We start from the raw sequence: 20,807 nt of genomic DNA on the forward strand, positions 1-20,807 counted from the left end.
GTTTACCATCAAAAATCTTCTTCCACGCCGTTCTGCACGAGAATTTCGCGTTTTCCGGCATGGTTGGCGGCGCTGATCAGGCCTTCGTTTTCCATCCGCTCAATCAGCGAAGCAGCACGGTTGTAGCCGATCGAAAGGCGCCGCTGCACATAGGAGGTCGACGCCTTCTTGTCGCGCAGCACGATGGCAACCGCCTTGTCGTACAGATCGTTGCCCTCGTCGCCGCCGGCAAGTCCGCCGCCACCGTCGTAGGGGCTTTCGGCCTCGTCATCTTCCTCGGTCACGGCTTCCAGATATTGCGGCGTTCCCTGAACCTTAAGGTGCTTGACGATATCCTCGACCTCGTCGTCGGAAACGAACGGCCCGTGCACACGCTGGATGCGCCCGCCGCCGGCCATGTAGAGCATGTCGCCCATGCCCAGAAGCTGTTCGGCGCCCATTTCACCCAGAATGGTGCGGCTGTCGATCTTCGACGTCACCTGGAAGGAGATACGGGTCGGGAAGTTGGCCTTGATGGTGCCGGTAATGACATCCACCGACGGCCGCTGCGTGGCCATGATCAGGTGAATGCCGGCGGCACGGGCCATCTGTGCCAGCCGTTGGATAGCACCTTCGATGTCCTTGCCGGCCACCATCATCAGGTCGGCCATCTCGTCGACGATGACGACGATATACGGCATCGCCTCGAGCGGCAGCTGCTCTTCTTCGTAGATCGGCTGGCCGGTGTCGCGGTCGAAGCCGGTCTGAACGGTGCGGGTGAAAGACTCGTTCTTTTCCAGCGCCTGCTTGATGCGGGTGTTGTAGCCGTCGATGTTGCGGACACCCATCTTGGACATCTTCTTGTAGCGGTCTTCCATCTCGCGGACGGTCCACTTCAAGGCGACGACGGCTTTCTTCGGATCGGTCACGACCGGTGTCAGCAGATGTGGAATGCCGTCGTAGATCGACAGTTCCAGCATCTTGGGGTCGATCATGATCATCTTGCACTGCTCGGGCGTCAGTCGGTAGAGCAGCGACAGGATCATGGTGTTGATCGAGACCGACTTGCCCGAGCCGGTGGTACCGGCCACAAGCAGGTGAGGCATGCGGGCCAGATCCGCGACAACGCTTTCGCCATTGATGGTCTTGCCCAGGGCAAGTGCCAGCTTGGCCTTGGACTTTTCGAAGTCCTGGGCGGCCAGCAGTTCACGCAGGTAAACCGTCTCACGGCGGGCATTCGGCAGTTCGATACCGATGGCGTTCTTGCCCGGGATCACCGCCACACGGGCGGAAATCGCGCTCATGGAGCGGGCGATATCGTCCGCAAGACCGATGACACGCGAGGACTTGATACCAGGTGCCGGTTCCAGTTCGTACAGGGTCACGACCGGACCGGGACGAACCTCGATGATTTCGCCGCGAACGCCGAAATCCTCAAGCACGCCTTCCAGGATGCGGGCGTTCTGTTCCAGCGCATCGGCGGACAGACCCGGCACCTTGCCGGCCACCTTCGGCTCGGCCAGCAGCCGCAGCGGAGGCAATTCGTACTCTTCCGGGGCTCCGAGGAAGGATGGCTGGGCTTCCTCGATCGCACGTTTGCTCTGCTTCGGACGCGGTGCCTGCGGAATGACGCGGCCGTTCGTTGCCGGTTGCGCAGGCGCCTGCTGAGTCTCCGGCGCGGCAATGCCGACCGGGACCGCAGGACGACCGTTGACGGGGCCCTTGTCGATCATCAGATCGTCCGGCTCGAAGGTGTCGCCTTCCTCGTCGTAGTATTCTTCCGCATAAGGTTCGTCACCGTCGTCCGCGTGACGGCCACGCTGGTAGAAGTCGTCCAGGCCGTCGTCATCTTGCGGCATCAGTCGACCGGCAAGGGCCTTGCGGAATGCCTTCAGGCGGCTGCCCTGGCGGGTGTCTTCCGGTTCGTAGTCGGTGTCGTCCTCATCCTCGTCCCAGTATTCTTCTTCATCCTGGGCATGGCTGCGCTTCAGGCCGGTCAACCGGCGCACCTGTGCGGCAGCCTGAAGACCGAAATGCTCCATCTGGCCGACGAAGGCACTCATGAAGATACCGATGCGGGACTCGCCATCGTCGTCGTCAAAGTCGAGTTCATGCTCGGCGACCTTGCCATGGCCGACAGGGCCGGCCACGGGCTCAATCCGTTCGGACGGAGCGCCGACGCTGCCCAGCCAACCGGCAGCTGCCAGCAGGCATAGGATAGCCGGTACGCCAAGACCAAGCATGCCGACGATCGTGGCGGCGCCGCTTGTCATGTTGTCGGTAACGAGCGCGGGCAAATGGTGAACGGTGTCGCCGAAAAAGCCGCCGAGACCGGTCGGCAGCGGCCAGCTCTCGGGAACCGGCAGCGACGCCAGGGCACCTGCGGCAAGGCTCGTGCCGATCAGCCAGTAGACCAGGCGCTTGCGGCCGATGCCAAGCGCGTGGCCGGTCAGAAGCCGCCAGCCCCACAGAACCAGAGGAATCAGGAACACGGCCGTCGCCAGGCCGATGGTCTGCATCAGAATGTCTGCAAGCACAGCGCCCGGTGTTCCCAGGGCGTTGCGCACCTGGCCGCCGGTGGCATGATTGAAGCTCGGGTCGCTGACGGACCAGGTGGCCAGGCTTGCCGCGAGCATTGCCGCCAGCGCAATGATACCGAGGCCCGCGGCCCCGACAAGATTGCGCCGGATGAACCGCTTCAGCGGGCTCTCGGTGTCCAGTAGGTCAACCGAAGATCTGCGGCCGTTGCCGCGAACTGCGCTGGCCCGCCTCATGCCTTGTCCCCCAACCATTTTGCCAGACGCTCCAGAGCGATCTCTGTCTGCTCAAGAGGAGCCGTCAGGCTGATGCGAATATAGCTCCGCCCCGGATTGCTGCCGTCCGACTGGTCCGAGGCAAGGTAGCTGCCCGGCAGCACCTTGAGCCCGATTTCAGTCCAGAGTGCCTTCGTGACCGCAACGGCGTCGCCCCAGCGGCTGATATCCAGCCACAGGAAGAACCCTGCGTCAGGCGTAACCGGACCAAGGATCGGGCCGAGGTGTTTTTCGGCAGCTTCGAATTTTTCGTTGTAGAGCCTGCGGTTTTCAATGACGTGGGATTCGTCCTGATAGGCCCGGACGGCAACTGCCTGTGCCGGCAGCGGCACCTGCGGTGCGGCAAGGCCTCTGAACTTCGCCCATTTTTTCAGGAACTCTGGATCGCCTGCCGCAAAACCGCAGCGCAGGCCCGCCAGGTTGGAGCGTTTGGACAGCGAATTGAGGACGATGATGTTGGCAAAGCCGCCGCCCTGCTCTTCATTCAGATCCCTGGCCGCTTCCAGAATGCCGATTGGCGGCGTCTCGCGATAGATTTCCGAATAGCATTCGTCTGCAAAGATATAGAAGCGATGCTTGCGGGCGAGACCGATCAGGCGCTGCCAGTAGGCGGTATCGGCCACAAACCCTTCCGGATTTGTGGGCGAGGCGACATAAAAGGCGACGGTCCTTTCCAGCAGCTCCGCATCGAGACTGTCGAGATCCGGCAGAAAATTGTTTCCCGCAACCGCGTCGAGCAGCACGGCCTCCGCATCGGCGACATGCGCTGCGGCAGCATAGGTCTGGTAGAACGGGTTGGGCAGAATCACCACAGGGTGGTCCAGACCCTTGTTCAGCTGATCGCGGGCGGCAATGGCGCCGAAAGAAAGCCCTTCGCGGGAGCCGTTCAGAGGCAGCACACCATGGTCGGCGTCGATCAGCCCACCCAGATTGTATCGGCGATCCAGCCAGGATGCGATCGCCGAACGGAATTCAGGCGAGCCGTCGATCGGCGGATAACGGCGGAAACCGGCCATATTTTCGGCCAGAACTTCCGCGGTAAAATCAGGAATGGCGTGTTGCGGTTCGCCAATCGTCATGACAATCGGGTCGAGCCCCGGCGCCTCGCCGCTCAGCAGTTCGGCAAGGCGTTGAAACGGATTGGAGCTCGGCAGGGACACACCGCGCTGGTAGGCTTTTTTGCTGGCAAGCATGAATGATCCGGCACTCGTTACGCATAACTTTGCTCAGACCCTATAGCCGGTGTGGTAAATCCCTTATTAACCAAGCGGGGCAGGGCACAGGAAATGCTGCAAATGGTTGCGGATTTTCCCGCACTGCCTGCCCGGGCGTCCGACCCGTCCATAGGGACAATTTCACCCCACCGACCTAGGTTGGCGGGAATTGCCCGGAAGTCCTTGATCGTCAACGAAGACTCTGTAGAAATTGAAGGCATCGGCGCGGTCTGCAGAAATGAAATATGCCTGACCTTTTTCAAAGTGCGCCTACCTGGACAGGTTCTACGATGTCGAAAACAACAAAAAATCCGATAAGCGTCGTTTGCTTCGGCGATTCTCTCACCTGGGGATTCAATCCGGTCGACAAATCCAGGTACGGCCACGACATCCGCTGGACCCGGCTTCTGCAGAAAGAACTGGGTGACGGGTTTTACGTGGCCGAAGAAGGCGTCAACGGCCGAACAACCGTGTTCGAGGATCCGGTCAAGGGCGACAAGAACGGTCTTGCGCATCTGACGACCGTTCGCAAGACGCATATGCCGATCGACATTCTGATCATCATGCTCGGTACCAACGACCTTCAGGCCCGTTTCGGCATGAACGCTGAAACAATTGCGATTGCCATGGGGCGCCTCCTGGATTTTGCCCGCAGGCCAACCGACGATGTCGAAGGCCGGGCGCCAAAGGTGCTGCTGATGTCACCGCCGCCGCTGGCACCGCTGGCAGGCACACCCTTCGTGGCACAGTTCAGCGAACAGAGCGTCACGGAATCCCATCGCCTGGCCGCCTGCTACCGGGAGAAAGCTGCTGAATATGGTGCAGCTTTCTTCGATACAGGAAAGGTGATTTCCGCCAGCCCGATTGACGCCGTCCATTTCGATGCGGAGCCACAGGCCGATCTCGCCAGGGCAGTGGCAGCGGAAGTGCGCAAGCTGGCAAACTGAATTGGCAGACTGGATTGCCTGCCGCCGTTAGAGGTGTCTCCGACAGGCGGAGCGGCTGACTATTCCCTCAGAAATCCGAGGTCAGTCCCTTGATCTCCCAATCGTCGTAGCGGGTGGGCTCCAGGCCGCCGCGTCCGTTGATCTCTTCGGCCATGTTCTGCTGTCTTGCGTCGATTTCCTTGCGCCGTTCTTCGGCTTCCTTGAGGGCGCGCTGGGCTGCAGGTGGCAGGTCCTCGAATTTCCGCTTCGGCGCTTCCTCGACATTGGTCTTCAGGGAGGGAGCCTCGTTCTGGCTGTAGCGGTTCGTCGGGTTGTCCGGTGTTTCTGTCATGGCTCTTCGGGTCGTTCAGTTTGCAGTCTTGTCTGGCGTATATAGGGTAATCTTGCCAAGAATGGCAGCACTCCCCATCTGTTGGACGGATACAAAGGCCATTAAGCGCCTTCTTGCAAGCAGTCGAAAACAGGACAGAAACGGAAACAAGCGGCGATGAACTACATTCGCACGGCAATGCTTCTGGCGGGGATGACCGCCTTGTTCATGGGGATCGGTTTCATGATCGGCGGTCAGTCGGGCATGCTGATCGCACTGCTCATTGCGGCTGCCATGAACCTGTTCAGTTACTGGAACGCGGACAAGATGGTCCTGCGCATGCATCATGCCAGGGAGGTGGGAGAGCGCGAAGCGCCGGACTTCTACCGGATGATACGGCAGCTGGCACAGAATGCCGAGCTGCCCATGCCCAAGGTCTACATCATCGACAATCCGCAGCCGAATGCCTTTGCGACCGGCCGTAACCCGCAAAACGCTGCCGTTACAGCAACCACGGGCCTGCTCGACATGCTGACGCCCGAGGAGATTGCCGGTGTGATGGCCCATGAGCTGGCCCATGTGAAGAACCACGACACGCTGATCATGACAATCACGGCGACAATCGCCGGTGCGATTTCCATGCTGGCCAACTTTGCCTTCTTCTTCGGCGGCAACCGCAACAATCCGCTGGGCATCGTCGGGGTTATCCTGATGATGGTCGTGGCGCCGCTGGCGGCAATGGTCGTGCAGATGGCGATCTCCCGGACGCGCGAATATGCGGCCGACCGGATGGGCGCACAGATCTGCGGCGAACCCATGTGGCTGGCTTCAGCACTTGCGAAGATCTCGCGCGGGGTGGAGCACATCCATAACCCGGACGCGGAAGCGAACCCGGCAACCGCGCATATGTTCATCATGAACCCGCTGTCAGGCGAGCGGATGGACAATCTGTTCTCCACCCACCCGAACACCCAGAACCGGATCGACGAACTGCGCAAGCTGTCGGATGCAGGTCTGGGCACCGGTGGCAGGGGCGGCAGAAGCGGTCCCATGTCGTTTACCCGCCAGGCTCCACAGCAGGCCGGCCCGTGGAGCGGCGCCGGTCCGACGGGGCCGTCCTCCGCGCCGCGCCGTCCAAAAGGGCCGTGGGGATAGGCCACAGTCCCCCGGAACGTCAGCTTCTTTGACAAAAACAACTTTGCCGGATGACCACCCGGCTTTAGTATGACCAGATGCGCCGCGACCGGCAGACCGGTCTGCGGCGCTTGATTTTGATACCGGCCGTAACAGCAGGGCCGGGCGCGTGAATGGATTGAGCCTTGACCAAACGGCCGAACAACAAACAGAAGCCTTCAGGCAAACCGGCACCCGAACAGGCCGAAAAGCCGGGGTTTGCCGCACGCAAGGTGGCTGCCGATATTCTTGGCAACGTCGTTCACAAGAAACGGCCTCTCGATGGCGAGCTGGATATCACGTCCGGCCACTCCGGATTTCGCGCGCTGGCCGGCAATGATCGTTCGCTGGTTCGCGCAATCATCGGTGCGGCCTTGCGCCATCGGGGTGAAATCGCTGAAATCCTGGATCGGTTGCTTGATCGGCCGATCCCTGAAAAGACAGGCCGGATCCTGGATATCCTGCATGTGGCCATTGCCCAGATGCTGTTTCTCGATATTCCGGACCGTGCTGCCGTCTCTCTTGCTGTTGATCATGCCGGTCTCGACCGCCGGGCTCGTCCTTACAAGGGCCTGGTCAACGGTGTGTTGCGCCGGCTCGGGCGCGAGCGGGACGAAGTGACCGGTGATCTCGATCCGGCGGTGCTGAACACACCGGACTGGCTGATGGAAAGCTGGCAGGCAGCCTATGGAGTGGAGACAGCGCGCGAGATCGCGCGGGCTCACGAAAGCGAAGCGGCGCTGGATCTGTCGGTGAAAGCGGATCCGGAAGAGTGGGCCCGGAAACTGGACGGCCAGATTGTGGGTGCGGGCAGCATCCGCCTCGTGCGCAAGGGCGCTGTCGATGCACTTGAAGGCTATGGCGACGGTCAGTGGTGGGTGCAGGACGCCGCTGCGGCACTTCCCGCCCGGCTTCTTGGTGACGTGAAGGATCTGCGTGTTGCCGATCTTTGCGCTGCACCGGGCGGCAAGACCGCGCAGTTGGCGGCCGCGGGTGCCAGCGTAACCGCGGTCGATATTTCAAAGGCGCGCCTGAAACGTCTTGAAGAAAACATGACGCGGCTCGGCCTGAGTGTTGAAACGGTTGCGGCGGATTTGCGGGCCTTTGAGCCGGAGGATCTCTTTGATGCGATCCTGCTCGATGCGCCCTGCAGCGCGACAGGCACGATCCGCCGGCACCCCGATGTGCCCTGGATCAAGAAGCCTTACGACATTGAAAAGCTGACGGAAATCCAGAGCGAATTGTTGGACAGGGTGATGGGCTGGGTCAAGCCGGGTGGGCTGGTTGTCTATTGTACCTGTTCGCTGGAAGCGGCGGAAGGCGAAGCTCAGGTGGCCGGTTTTCTGGAGCGGCAGGCCGGAAAAATCGAACTGGTTCCGGTCGAGGCCTCAGAGGTGGGCGGCCTTTCCGAATGTGTCACAAATGAAGGCTATCTTCGCTGTCTGCCCTGCCATAGCGCCACCTTGGATCCGGTGAGCAAGGGCATGGACGGCTTTTTTGCCGCAAGGTTCCGCCGGTTTTAACGCAGAATAAACTGTTCACTTGCAATGATTCTTTAAATGAAATGCTAACCTTAATGGTTCGTTTCCTGAATTAGACACCGGAGATTCCCCATAAACGCGCAGAAACCATCAGTTTTGGAGATGGTTTGGTGAATACTGCAAGCCTGAGTGAAAGAAGCCGCATCTGGCGGCTTGTGGCCCTGCATATTTGGCAACGCTCCTTGAAATGGATGCATGGCGGGCCGCTGTTCCGCATGCAGCCGTTTTCGGCTGTGCCTGCGCGCCTGCTCATCGCGCCGCAGGATCTGCGCACTGCCGACGCGACCAATGCTGCCGATATTTATGGCGGCCGCTTCCTGTTCTCCGGCCATCTGGTGGAGACGCAAGGCAGATCTCCGTTCGAGCTTCAGGCCGTTCACGAAGACTGGCAGCGTGAGCTTCACAGCTTCGGCTGGATGCGGGACCTCCGCGCCGCCGACAGCCAGATTTCCCGGCAAAATGCCCGGGCGCTGGTGGAGGACTGGATCAAGTTCTGCGGTCGTTGGCACGACATCGGCTGGGAAGCGTCGGTCGTGACCCGCCGCATTCTGTCCTGGCTGGCGCATTCGCCCTTCATTCTTCAGGACGGCGATCACGAGTTTTATCGCAGTTTCGTGCGGTCGCTGGCCCGCCAGGTGCGTTACCTGCGCCAGACCATCAACGAAACGGAAGACGGCGTCGAGCGCCTGCATGCAGCCCTTGCCATGGCATCCGCCTGTATCTCCATGGCCGGACAGGGCCGCTTTGCACGCCAGAGCATCCGGCGTCTCGATCAGGAGCTGACACGCCAGATCCTGCCCGATGGCGGCCATATCTCGCGCAATCCGAAAGCGCTGATCGACATTCTCGCGGACCTGCTGCCGGTTCGCCAGGCCTTCGTAGCGCAAGGGCTGGAGGTTCCGCCGGCGATGGTGCAGTCGGTGGACCGGATGATGCCACTGCTGCGCTTCTTCCGTCATGGCGACGGGGCCCTCGCCCATTTCAACGGCATGGGCTCGACGCCGAGCGACCTTGTCGCCACCATCCTTGCCTATGACGATGCACGGGGCGCCCCACCGCAGAATGCGCCGCATTCGGGCTATCAGCGCTTAACCGGTGGCAATTCCGTTGTCCTGATCGACACCGGCCCTGCCCCGGCCATCGGCGTTTCCGGCGACGCTCATGCAGGCTGTCTTTCGTTCGAATTCTCCTCCGGCAACAACCGGATCGTCGTCAATTGCGGCGTCTCGCCCAAGTCCAATCCGGCCTGGCGCCGGGTCAGCCGCTCGACGCCTGCCCATTCCACGGCGGTGATCGAGGATACGTCCTCCTGCCGGTTCCTGTCGAACCGGCCGTTCGGGCATATTCTGGGCGCACCCATCCTGTCCGGTCCGGTCAGGGTGCCGGTGGAGCGGGAAGACGATGCGGCCGGCAGCCGGATCACGGCCTCCCATGACGGTTATGCCAGCGAGTTCCATGTCCTGCATGAGCGTGACATTCGCCTTGCAGGCGACGGCACGGTGCTGGACGGCATCGACACGTTTTCGGCAATCGGTCCTGTGGACAGCGAAAACCGCTACGCAATCCGCTTTCACCTGCATCCGGGCCTGCGCAGCTCGCTCATCCGCGGCGGATCAGCGGTGCTCCTGGTGTGCCGGGACGGCGAAGCCTGGGAATTCGAAGCGCCCGGGACCGAGGTCATGCTGGAAGAAAGCATCTATCTTTCGGATGTCTACGGCCACCGCAAGACCGAGCAGATCGTGATCTCCGGTGCCGTGCTTGAGGCCCCCTCCGTGGGGTGGCAGTTCCGCAAAACGGCGACGGCCAAACTCAGCCGGCGCGGCACCAGCGATTTTGACGAGCCGGACGAACTCCCGCTGGAAGAATAGAGACCTTCCGCTTTTGCTGAAGACGTGATAGGGCGACGGCAACTCCCGGACCGTCCCCAATTGCGAGGCAAATTCATGGCCATTGTGTCCAAAGCCGTACCCGTTCCCGAGCTGGTTCCCGTCAAGCGCGCCCTTCTGTCCGTCTTCGACAAGACCGGTCTTGTCGACTTTGCAAAAGCGCTGTCCGAGCGCGGTGTCGAGCTGGTCTCCACCGGCGGTTCCTACAAGGCGCTGAAGGAAGCCGGGCTTAAGGTTCTGGACATTTCGGAAGTCACGGGCTTTCCGGAAATCATGGATGGCCGCGTGAAGACGCTGCATCCGAAGGTGCACGGCGGTCTGCTGTCGATCCGTGATGATGCCGACCACCAGAAGGCGATGAGCGAGCATGACATCGTCGGCATCGATCTCTTCTGCGGCAATCTCTATCCGTTCGAGGACGTTGTCGCCTCCGGTGCCGACTACGCCACCGGCATCGAGAACATCGACATTGGTGGACCGGCAATGACCCGTGCGGCCGCCAAGAACCATGCCTATGTTACCGTGGTCACCGACCCGGCCGACTACGATGCAGTGATTTCCGAGCTTGATGCCAACGGCGGCAAGGCCCCGCTGGCCCTGCGCAAGAAACTGGCGCAAAAGGCCTTTGCCCGCACGGCTGCCTATGATGCCGCCGTCTCCAACTGGATGGCGGATCAGCTGGACGAAGCAACGCCCGCCCACCGTGCGGTTGGCGGTTCGCTTGCCGAAGTCATGCGCTATGGCGAAAACCCGCATCAGACGGCAGGTTTCTACACCACCGGTGAGCAGCGCCCGGGTGTTGCCACGGCCAGGCAGCTTCAGGGCAAGACCCTCTCCTACAACAACATCAACGACACCGATGCCGCGTTTGAGCTGGTGAGCGAGTTCGATCCGGCCCGCACCAGTGCTGTTGCCATCATCAAGCACGCAAACCCGTGCGGTGTGGCCGAAGGCGCAAGCCTGAAGGAAGCCTACGAGCTGGCCCTGCGCTGCGATCCGGTCTCGGCTTTCGGCGGCATCGTCGCCCTGAACCAGACGCTGGATGCCGCTGCGGCCGAGGAAATCGTCAAGATCTTCACGGAAGTGATCATCGCGCCGGATGCGGACGACGCGGCACGCGAAATCATCGCGGCGAAGAAGAACCTGCGCCTTCTGGTCACCGGCGGCCTCGCCGATGCACGCGCCAAGGGTCTCTTCGTCAAGTCCGTTGCCGGCGGCCTCCTGGTCCAGTCACGCGACAACGGTGTGGTCGATGACCTTGACCTCAAGGTCGTTACCAAGCGCGCGCCGAGCAAGCAGGAACTGGCCGATCTGAAATTCGCCTTCCGGGTCGCCAAACATGTGAAGTCCAACGCCATCGTCTATGCCAAGGACGGCGCCACCGTTGGTGTCGGGGCCGGTCAGATGAGCCGGGTGGATTCCGCACGCATCGCTGCCCGCAAGGCCCTGGACGCGACCGAGGCCGCTGGTCTTTCCGAACCGCTGACGAAGGGATGCGTGGTCGCCTCCGATGCGTTCTTCCCGTTTGCCGACGGTCTTCTGTCGGCCGCTGAAGCCGGAGCAACCGCCGTTATCCAGCCGGGTGGATCCATGCGCGATGACGACGTGATTGCGGCAGCCGACGAAGCAGGCCTTGCCATGGTCATGACCGGCATGCGTCATTTCCGGCACTGATTTCGGGTATTCGCCGATGAATTGAAGTGCCGGTTTTCATTCGAACCGGCACTTCATCTGAGCTTGTAAAACATTAGCAAGCTAACGATCCAAAATTACTGTCAAAAATGACAGGGGTCATTAAGAAAAACCCTCCCATTGAAGACCTTGTTAACGCCCAACGGGTAGTCTGCAGCAAGCTGTGGCAGGTATTCGCCTGCCGTTTTCTTGCGATTCGCGGAGATTGCCGGTGTTTAGAAGAGCGAAGGTCACAACAAAGCTCATTGGGGCCAGTGCGGCGACCCTGACGGTTGCCCTTGTGGTCGGCATCAGTTTTATCGGATGGGAAGCGTCCCGCATTACGGGAGATCTTGCACGGTCCGAAGCCGAGACAGTGGCACGCGAGCAGGCGCAATTCGTCCAGCGAGGCCTGGAAAACGGCCTGAAATCCGCACAGACGCTGGCAAGTTCCCTCGGCGGCATGAAGAAGGCCGGATCTGTCGACCGTGAAGCCTGGAACGCCGTCGTTGAAAACCTGACGCTGACCAACAAGGACCTTTCGGGCACCTGGGGCGTGGTTGCAGGAGACGAGCTTGACGGCAAGGATGCCGAGTTCAAGGGCGACGAGAAATGGGCCGAAGACGGCGAATGGCAGCCTTATTACTTCCGCAAGGCGGATGGAACGCTGGCCTACCGGCCCATCGAGAAAATCGCCATCGGTGATCTGAGTGCAACCAGCGACCTCTGGTTCAATGGTGCCTATGTGTCCGGCAAGGACTACATGACGGAACCCTACAGCTGGGAAGCCGATGGCAAGACCGTGACCGGTGTGTCGTTCTCTTCGCCGATCCGAGACGGGTCCAAGGTGATTGGTGCTGCCGGTGGCGACATCCTTCTGACCCCGCTGTCCGAAGTGCTTGGCCAGCAACGGCCGTTGGACACGGGATCGGTTCACCTCCTGTCGCAGAACGGTGTCTGGATTGCCCACGCCGACCCGGCCGTTCTTGGCAAGCCATGGATGGAAGGGCAGTCGGAAGCCGACCTTGCCGTACAGGACAAACTTCTGGCGGCGGTCAAGAACGGTGAGCCTTTTGCCTATGACGGATATTCCAACACGCTCGGCACGGAAGTGCACCGCATCGTCATGCCGGTGCATGTGACCGGTACCGATGCCAAGCTTGCCGTGGTGGTCAACGTGCCGCTGGCAACCCTCAATGCGGCGTCGTCTTCGATCACGACCATGATTGTCGGCGTCGGCGTCGTGTTGCTCATCGTCGTGGCACTTTCCATCTATCTTGTCGGTAACACGATTGTCCGCCGTCCGCTGGAGCGCGCCGTGCGCAGCATCCAGGCGCTCATCGATCGCCGTTACGACGAGCCGATCCATGATACCGACCGCCAGGACGAAATTGGCGAGATCAGCAAGGCGCTGGAAGTCTTCCGCGACAAGGCCCGGCAGGCCGAGGAACTGGCCGCCGAGCAGGAAGAAGCGCAGCGTCAGCAGCTGGCGCGCGCAGGCCGGATCAGCGAGTTGTCGCAGGATTTCGACCGCCAGATCTCAGAGCTGACCCAGACGGTGATGCACCAGGTGCAGGACCTCAACGCGGCGTCGATGACGTTGACGGCGGGAGCCGACGACACCAGCGAGAAGAGCACGGCAGTGGCTGCCGCTTCCGAGGAAGCGTCGTCGAACGTGGAAACGGTTGCGTCCGCGGCTGAGGAACTGATGGCATCGGTCGGTGAAATTTCCCGCCAGATGACCCAGTCCACCGAGATTGCCTCCCACGCCGTGGAACAGGCCCAGTCGACAAACCGCAAGATCGAGGGGCTCGCGGAAGCAGCCAACCGGATCAGCGAAGTGGTCAAGCTGATCACCGACATTGCCGAACAGACCAACCTGCTGGCGCTGAACGCCACCATCGAGGCGGCACGTGCCGGCGAAGCGGGCAAGGGCTTTGCCGTTGTTGCCGCCGAGGTGAAGGAGCTGGCCAACCAGACCGCCAAGGCGACCGAGGAAATCTCCCTGCAGATCCAGTCGGTGCAGACGGAAACCGCCGGTTCGGTCGATGCCATCAAGGGCATTTCCGAAACCATCGAAAAGATGAACGAGATCTCCTCGTCCATCCAGGCTTCGGTCGAACAGCAGGGCCTTGCCACCGACGAGATCGCCCGCAACATCCAGGAAGCCTCTAACGGCACCCAGGAAGTGGCGCAGAACATCGTCAAGGTGGCAGCCTCCGCCGACGACACCGGCAATGCCGCCCGTCAGGTCTCGGCCTCCGCCAACGTCCTGCAGACTGAAGCCGACCGGCTCAAGCAGGAAGTCGAAGGTTTCCTCGCCAGCGTTCGTCAGGTCGCCTGACGCGAGACTTGCAATATCTGAACATGAAGCGCGCCGGATTTTCCGGCGCGTTTTTTGTTTGGGCAACGCACGCAACGTTTCCTGGAAAATGCGTTTGTTAGCGCTCCCGCACCCGCAACAACAAAAGCAGGCCAACGCCGAAAAAGACCAGGATGACGGACATGCCGGCGGGTTGGCTGGCAGTCAGGGCGGTTACCACGCCGACGGTAAGCGGGGCCAGGAAGCTGGTGACCTTTCCCGAAAGCGCCAGAAGGCCGAAATACTGGGTCACGTGCTGCGGCGGGGCTATGCGGACCAGAAGACTGCGGCAGGAGGCCTGTAACGGGCCGGACACCGAGCCGATGACACCGCCGAGTGCAATGAACACCTGCTCAGGCAGCGATGCAAAGAGAGCACCCTCGGGGGCAGCGGCGGTCTTGATGACAAAGAACACCGTCGTCCTGTCGATGGAGATCATACCGAGGCCACAGATCATCAGAACGATGAGCGAGAAGACAATCACCGGCTTGGCCCCGAAACGATCATCCATTGGCCCGCCCAGCAACAGGCCCAGTGTTCCGGTAATGGTCAGGATGATGCCGAAAGTACCGATTTCGATGGATCCCCAGCCAAGCTGGCCGGCGGCATAAATTCCGCCGAACGCGAAGAGGGCGACAAGACCGTCCTTGAAGATCATGTTGGCGAGAAGGAACAGGAAAATGTTCTTGTTGGTGCGTGCCTGCGCCAGGCTCATGCGCAGGTTTGCAAGGCCCGTGCGCACGGCAGGGCCGATCCTCGACTGATGCGGCACATCTGGCACGAACAGGAACATCGGCAGCACGAAGATAAGATACCAGAGCGCCGAGAATGGCCCGACGGCGCGATCGCCTTCCTGTGTCGCCGCATCAAGACCCAGAACCGGCTGGAAACCCAGCAGGGTCTTGCCGGACTCGGGGCTGGCGGCGAAAAATCCGAGGGCGATCACCAGCGTGACCAGACCACTGGCGTAGCCGAGCGCCCAGCCGAAGCTGGACAGGCGTCCGATGCGTTCCGGCGGCACCAGCGAAGGCATCATGGCGTTGTTGAAGACAGTCGCGATTTCGATGGATAGCGTGCCGATGGCAAAGGCGATGAGCGCGATGGCGATGCCGTTCGGGCTTCCCGGAGCGGCGTACCAGAATGCCCAGCAACAGATGACAAACGGCAACGAGAAGAGAAGGATCCAGCGTTTTCGCCGGCCTGTTGCGTCCGCGACCGAGCCCAGTACCGGTGCTGCAAAGGCAATGCAGAGTCCGGCGGCCGCAGTTGCGTATCCCCAAAGCGATTGGCCTTCGGCCGGGGTCGCGGCCAGCGTCGAGGCAAAGTAAGGCGCGAAGACGAATGTGGTGATCAACGTGAAAAAGGGCTGTGCCGCCCAGTCGAACAGCGCCCAGGAGAGAACGGCGCGCCTGTCGGTAGATTGCAACGGGATGTCTGAAACGGTTGTCATGGAAAAGGGCAACTCGCTGCCTGGGGGATCACGACCGGGACGAGCCCAACTCATTCATGCATATCGCTTCCCGCTCCTGAAGCCCACAGGTGTTTGCGAATATCCGGTGTCAGTTGCAGGAGAGAGTTTCGGTTGGCGTATGCGGCCCATCCTTCGAGACGCCGCTTGCGCGGCTCCTCAGGATGAGGGTGTGGGAAGGTAGGCCTCTCACCAGCCTGGCAACACATATCACCTCATCCCGAGGAAGCGCGTAGCGCTGTCTCGAAAGGGTGGGCCTCGCTCTCCGTGGGCCTCCAGCGATCCAGAAGCGGACAACGAAACGTCCGTGTGCAAGGGCCTCAAGGCCCCAACCGCGTCATCCCGGACGCAGCGCAGCGAAGATCCGGGATCGGTGAGCCAAAGACCATCTTGGTAAGGTACGCTTTGCCTTGGGTGCCGCTGGCTCTCCATTCCCCGCTCGCGCATAGCGGTGCCGGGGCGACGGCAATACCGCTGAAAAGCCAAGGCCGGCAGCAGAACTGCCGGCCCCATAACGCGATTTCCGATTGCTTACGCGGTGCCGCAGATTTCCGCGAGCAGGCTTGCCGCCACGGAGAATTTCGACACGCTGAGACCGCCGTCGAGGATTTCGGAAACCGAGCGTTTGCGCCGGCCCACTTCCGCCTCGTGTTCCTCCAGCCAGCTTGTAAAACCGCCGGCGCGAACCGCCGCGATGGCCAGGGCGCGCTGCGCGGAGACCAGCATGGCCCGTGCCCGGTCGAGTGCGAGGCCGTCGTAGTAGTCCCGGACGTCGAGATCGTTGGCGAGCTCGAGCATCGCACCGAGCTGGAAGTGGTGAGCAACTTCGAAATAGGCCCTTGCAGCCGTATCCAGATCAGCCCCGGTTTCTTCCGACACGATGACGATATCGGGAATGGCCCGCTCGGCCGGCAGCCAGGCGATCCGCCGGGCGAGGCTTTCCGGAACACCCTGCTCCACGAAGGCTGCGGTGCGCTCCGCCAGGACCGCGGCGGGTTCTTCCGGCAAGACCGCTTCCAGGCGGTCGCGCAGCGCGGCGATACCGGCACGGAACCGCTCGACAACGGCAAACAGGCCCTTGTCGAAGGACACGTTGCGCTTGAACCAGACGACCCGTTCCAGAAGCAGCGACTGGATTTCCGAATAGAGCTCCAGCTGCAGAGCGCCGTCGATCTTCGTGTCGAGCTGGTCGATCTCCGTGTTGAGATCGGTCAGGTCGTAGCTGTTGCGCACGGCAACGAAGCCCTGAGCGATTTCGGTCGCGGTTGCGTCGGTCTGGTCACGCAGACGGGTGATGAAGGTCGCCCCGCCCCGGTTGATCATCGAGTTGGCCAGCATCGTGGCGATGATTTCACGCCGCAGGCGGTGGCCGCTGATCTCGTCCTTGTAGGTGTCGGCCATCTGGTCCGGGAAATAGCGGAACAGTTCGCGCGCCAGATAATCGTCGTCCGGAACCGAGCTTTCCAGCAGCGCGTCGTAAAGCGTGATCTTGGCATAGGCCAGCAGCACGCCCAGTTCGGCGCGGGTCAGCAGCAGCCCGGCCTTGCGCATCTCGTCGAGTGTTGCCTCGTCTGGCAGCTGTTCAACCACCCGGTCCAGAAGGCCTGCCTGTTCCAGCTGGCGCATCATGCGCACCTGGTAGCCGAAGTCTTCCATGCCGCGCAGTTCGGTCATGGAGATGGCCAGGGTCTGCAGGTAGTTGTTCCGCAACACGAGTTCGGCGACCTCGTCGGTCATTTCGGCCAGAAGTTCGTTGCGCTGCTCGATGGTCAGCTTGCCGGATTTCACCGCGGCGCCGAGGGCGATCTTGATGTTGACCTCCATGTCCGAGGAGTTCACCCCGGCGGAATTGTCGATCGCATCGGAGTTGCAGCGCCCACCCTTCTTGTTGAACTCGATACGGGCGAGCTGGGTCAGGCCGAGGTTGGCACCTTCGCCGATCACCTTTGCGCCGATTTCCGATGCGGTGATGCGGATCGGGTCATTGGCGCGATCGCCCACATCGGCGTCCGTTTCCGACTTGGCGCGAATATAAGTGCCGATACCGCCGAACCACAGCAAGTCGACTTCCATCTTCAAGATGGCGGTCATCACTTCCTGCGGCGTTGCACTGCCCTTGTTCAGGTTGAGCAGGGACTGCATTTCCGGTGAAAGCGGAATGGACTTCAGCTGGCGCGAGAAGATGCCGCCACCCTTGGAAATCAGGTCTGTGTTGTAGTCCTTCCAGGACGAGCGACCGAGGTCGAACATCCGTTTGCGCTCTTCCCAGGTCTTTGCCGGGTCCGGATCCGGATCGATGAAGATGTCGCGGTGATCGAAGGCCGCGATCAGCCTGGTTGCCTTCGACAGCAACATGCCGTTGCCGAAGACGTCGCCGGACATGTCGCCGACACCGGCCGCCGTGAAGGGCTGGGTCTGGATATCCCGGTTCATCTCGCGGAAGTGCCGCTTGACCGCTTCCCAGGCGCCGCGTGCGGTGATGCCCATCTTCTTGTGATCGTAGCCGGCGGACCCGCCGGAGGCAAAGGCGTCGCCCAGCCAGAAGTGCCTTCCTTCCGAAATGCCGTTGGCCGTATCGGAGAAGGTGGCTGTGCCCTTGTCGGCTGCCACCACCAGATAGGGGTCGTCACCGTCATAGCGCTGCACGCGCTCCGGCGGCAGGATGTTGTCCTCACCGAGGTTGTCGGTCACGTCCAGAAGGGCGTTGATGAAGATCTTGTAGCTTTCGGTGCCTTCCTTGAACCAGGCATCGCGATCGCTCATCGGCGGCAGGTTCTTGGGCACGAAACCGCCCTTGGCACCGACCGGGACGATCACCGCGTTCTTCACCTGCTGTGCCTTCACCAGACCGAGCACTTCGGTACGGAAGTCCTGCGGTCGGTCGGACCAGCGCAGGCCGCCACGGGCAACCATGCCGAAACGCAGGTGCACGCCTTCCACGCGGGGGCTGTAGACAAAGATTTCCCGGAACGGACGCGGTTGGGGCAGGTCGTCGATCTGGCGGCTGTTGATCTTGAAGGCGAAGGTCGGCTTGGGCTGACCCTTCTTGTCGAGCTGGTAGAAGTTCGTGCGCAGGATCGATTCAATCGTGTTCTGGAACCGGCGCAGGATGCGGTCGTCGTCAAGGCTGGCGACGTCCTCCAGATCGGCGGTCAGTTCGCTTTCCAGCCGTTCCGTGCCGAGGTCCCTGTCCTTTTCGGTGACATCCGGGTTGAAGCGCAGGTGGAACAGTTCCACCAGTTTGGCCGCGATCTTCGGGTAGTTGTTGAGCGTGGACCACATGTAGTCTTCGGAGAAGCGGATACCGGCCTGGCGCAGGTATCTCGACAGCGCGCGGATCACTGCCACGTCGCGCCAGGCAAGCTCCGCCGTCAGCACTAGGCGGTTATAGCCGTCGTCCTCCGCCAGCCCGGTCCAGACTGCCATGAACATGCTTTCCAGCCGGGGTTGCAGCTGATCGGAAAAGACGATGTCTTCGCCGCTGCGCGATTCCAGCGTCATTTCGTGCAGGTAGGACATGGGGGCATCGGCCGGCGTGATGCGGTAGGTTCGCTCGTTGATCACGCGGAAACCCATGTTTTCCAGAAGCGGCACGCGCGCGGAAAGCGGGATCGGCGAACCGCGGTGATAGACCTTTAGCGACAGGCGGCTGTCCCTGGTGCCTGCCTGGCGGTGGAACGTGATGGTGGTGTCGTTCTTGTCGGACAGGGTTTCCAGCTTGACGATGTCGAACACCGCGGACTGGGCGTTGTAGACTTCCTTGTAGCCACCATGAAACGAAAGCGCGTAGCGATCGGCCAGCTTGCGGGCCTGTGAGGGCGCGAATTCGTCCTTGAGCGCATCGCGCACACTGTCGGACCAGGTGCGCACCATGTCGGCAACGGCGGCCTCCAGCTCTTCCTGCTGAGGCGTCGGCGTTTCCCCGCGATCGCGGCCGATGATGTAGTGAACCCGCGCAAGCGGACCTTCTGGATAGGTAACGTACCAGGCCGACACGCGTCCTTCATAGACCGAGGCCAGATAGGTGCCGACGTTCAGGCGAACTTCGGTGGAATAGCGATCACGCGGGACGAAGACCAGAATGGAGACATAGCGGTCGAACTTGTCCGGGCGGGACAGCACGCGAATGCGCGGGCGCTCGTCCAGCTGCAGGATGGCGATGGAAAAGTCGAACAGGCGCTCCCGTTCGATCTGGAACAGCTCGTCACGCGGGAAAGCTTCCAGAACGTTGCGGAGGGCACGGCCGGAATGGCTTTCAGACCCGTAGCCGGCGCGGGCCAGAACGCTGGCAACCTTGCGGCGCAGGAACGGGATGGTGCTGGTCGGTTCGGTATAGGCGGTCGAGGCGAACAGGCCGACGATGCGCAGCTCGCCGTTCATGTTGCCTTCGTCGTCATAAAGCTTGGCGCCGACGTAATCCATGTGCACGCGCCGGTGCACGGTGCTCTTCACGTTGGCCTTGGCGATGATCAGCGGTTCGGGTTTCTTCAGGAACTCGCGAATTTCCGGCGTGATCTGCACGAACTCCGTGCCGCGGCGGAGAACGCGCACATCCGGGTCGGACAAGAGGCCGAGGCCCGTGCCCTCATGGGGGGAAAGCTCGCCCTCCTCGACACCGCCTTCGAACATGTATTCGCGCATGCCGAGGAAAATGAAGTTGTCGTTCTCCATCCACTCCAGGAAGTGGATTGCCTCCCACAGCTCGTCGCTGCTGCCGGGGATTTGCGTGGTCTTGTAGGTGTCGATGGCCTCCGCCAGGCGTTCCTGCATCGGCTTGAAGTCCGACACGACGGAGCGGACATCGGACAGAACCTTGTCGAGCCGCGCCTTGAGGGCTGCGCGGGCTTCGGGCGAATCAATCCGTGTCACGTGGATATGGATGAGGCTTTCCTGCCGGTCGGTCCGCTTCGGTGGTTTCTTGCGAGCCGTGGCGGTTGTCAGTGTGCCGTTGTCATCCCGTTCCACGATGAAGATCGGGTGCAGAACCAGATGCACTTCGATCTTGCTTTCCTGCAGCTCGTCCATGACGGAATCGACCAGGAAGGGCATGTTGTCGTTGACGATCTCGATCACCGAGACGCCCTTGACCTTGCTGCCCTGGGCCTTGAACGCCGGATCGGCGATGCTGACACGATGCGTGCCGAGTTCGTGGTTCTGGAAATCCTGCCAGGCGTCCCGGGCAAAGCCGGTCAGCTCTTCCGCGGTGTAGGCCACGAGGTCTTCCGCTGCGCCCCGGTCATAAAAGGCGCGGGAAAACTCGGCGAGAGCCGGATCTTCCTGATTCAAGGTTGCTTGGACCGCGTCGATGAGTTTGAGTTTCTCGACGTCGTGTTTGTCCGGCATTTTCCATCCCCTTAGGCGATCGTATGGTTTGGCTCTGTCGCTGGCTCGTTCTAAGACTTAAGTTCATATTTCAGCGACATAAACGGTTTCATGACGGGAG

General features: G+C 61.4%; 11 protein-coding genes. 6 read left to right on the forward strand and 5 right to left on the reverse strand.

Annotation, left to right across the window (positions count from 1 at the left end; genetic code table 11):
- Positions 1-8 precede the first annotated feature (8 nt).
- Together FIV05_RS06480 and FIV05_RS06485 are read right to left on the reverse strand one after the other, a co-directional pair.
- On the reverse strand, positions 9-2,753 hold the full coding sequence (locus FIV05_RS06480) for a DNA translocase FtsK (protein WP_152509049.1): 2,745 nt from the start codon (positions 2,751-2,753) through the stop codon (positions 9-11).
- Complete coding sequence (locus tag FIV05_RS06485; protein WP_152509050.1) at positions 2,750-3,985, reverse strand: aminotransferase class I/II-fold pyridoxal phosphate-dependent enzyme; 1,236 nt, start codon at positions 3,983-3,985, stop codon at positions 2,750-2,752. Before FIV05_RS06485 ends, FIV05_RS06480 begins: the two co-directional genes overlap by 4 nt.
- A 311-nt stretch (positions 3,986-4,296) precedes the next feature.
- Here FIV05_RS06485 and FIV05_RS06490 point away from each other — a divergent pair, with 311 nt between their 5' ends.
- Positions 4,297-4,953, forward strand: a complete 657-nt coding sequence (locus FIV05_RS06490; RefSeq protein ID WP_152509051.1) for an SGNH/GDSL hydrolase family protein — start codon at positions 4,297-4,299, stop codon at positions 4,951-4,953.
- 67 nt (positions 4,954-5,020) lie between these two features.
- Here FIV05_RS06490 and FIV05_RS06495 read toward each other — a convergent pair whose 3' ends face one another.
- Positions 5,021-5,284, reverse strand: coding sequence for a DUF1674 domain-containing protein (locus FIV05_RS06495; protein WP_209009878.1), 264 nt, complete (start codon positions 5,282-5,284; stop codon positions 5,021-5,023).
- Positions 5,285-5,440: 156 nt separating this feature from the next.
- Between FIV05_RS06495 and htpX the strand changes: the two genes are divergently transcribed.
- From htpX to FIV05_RS06520, 5 genes are all read left to right on the forward strand, one after another.
- Positions 5,441-6,418 carry a zinc metalloprotease HtpX gene (gene htpX / locus FIV05_RS06500; RefSeq protein WP_152509052.1) on the forward strand — a complete coding sequence of 326 codons (978 nt, stop codon included), beginning with the start codon at positions 5,441-5,443 and terminating at the stop codon, positions 6,416-6,418.
- Between the two features lie 164 nt (positions 6,419-6,582).
- A complete protein-coding gene (gene rsmB / locus FIV05_RS06505; RefSeq protein ID WP_152509053.1) occupies positions 6,583-7,959 on the forward strand; it encodes a 16S rRNA (cytosine(967)-C(5))-methyltransferase RsmB in 1,377 nt (458 codons plus the stop codon).
- Positions 7,960-8,087: 128 nt separating this feature from the next.
- Positions 8,088-9,845, forward strand: a complete 1,758-nt coding sequence (locus FIV05_RS06510; RefSeq protein WP_208984644.1) for a heparinase II/III family protein — start codon at positions 8,088-8,090, stop codon at positions 9,843-9,845.
- A gap of 75 nt (positions 9,846-9,920) precedes the next feature.
- The gene (gene purH, locus FIV05_RS06515; RefSeq protein WP_152509054.1) at positions 9,921-11,537 is read left to right on the forward strand and encodes a bifunctional phosphoribosylaminoimidazolecarboxamide formyltransferase/IMP cyclohydrolase; all 1,617 of its coding nucleotides are present in this window, start codon (positions 9,921-9,923) and stop codon (positions 11,535-11,537) included.
- Positions 11,538-11,766: 229 nt separating this feature from the next.
- Entirely contained in the window at positions 11,767-13,878 is a 2,112-nt protein-coding gene (locus FIV05_RS06520; RefSeq protein WP_152509055.1) for a methyl-accepting chemotaxis protein, read from the forward strand.
- Between the two features lie 97 nt (positions 13,879-13,975).
- Here FIV05_RS06520 and FIV05_RS06525 read toward each other — a convergent pair whose 3' ends face one another.
- Entirely contained in the window at positions 13,976-15,346 is a 1,371-nt protein-coding gene (locus tag FIV05_RS06525) for an MFS transporter (RefSeq protein WP_152509056.1), read from the reverse strand.
- Between the two features lie 549 nt (positions 15,347-15,895).
- Complete coding sequence (locus tag FIV05_RS06530) at positions 15,896-20,707, reverse strand: NAD-glutamate dehydrogenase (protein ID WP_152509057.1); 4,812 nt, start codon at positions 20,705-20,707, stop codon at positions 15,896-15,898.
- Positions 20,708-20,807 lie beyond the last annotated feature (100 nt).

Origin of the sequence: Labrenzia sp. THAF191a, assembly GCF_009363335.1 — a bacterium.
In the GTDB taxonomy this organism is placed as follows: Bacteria; Pseudomonadota; Alphaproteobacteria; order Rhizobiales; family Stappiaceae; genus Roseibium; species Roseibium algicola.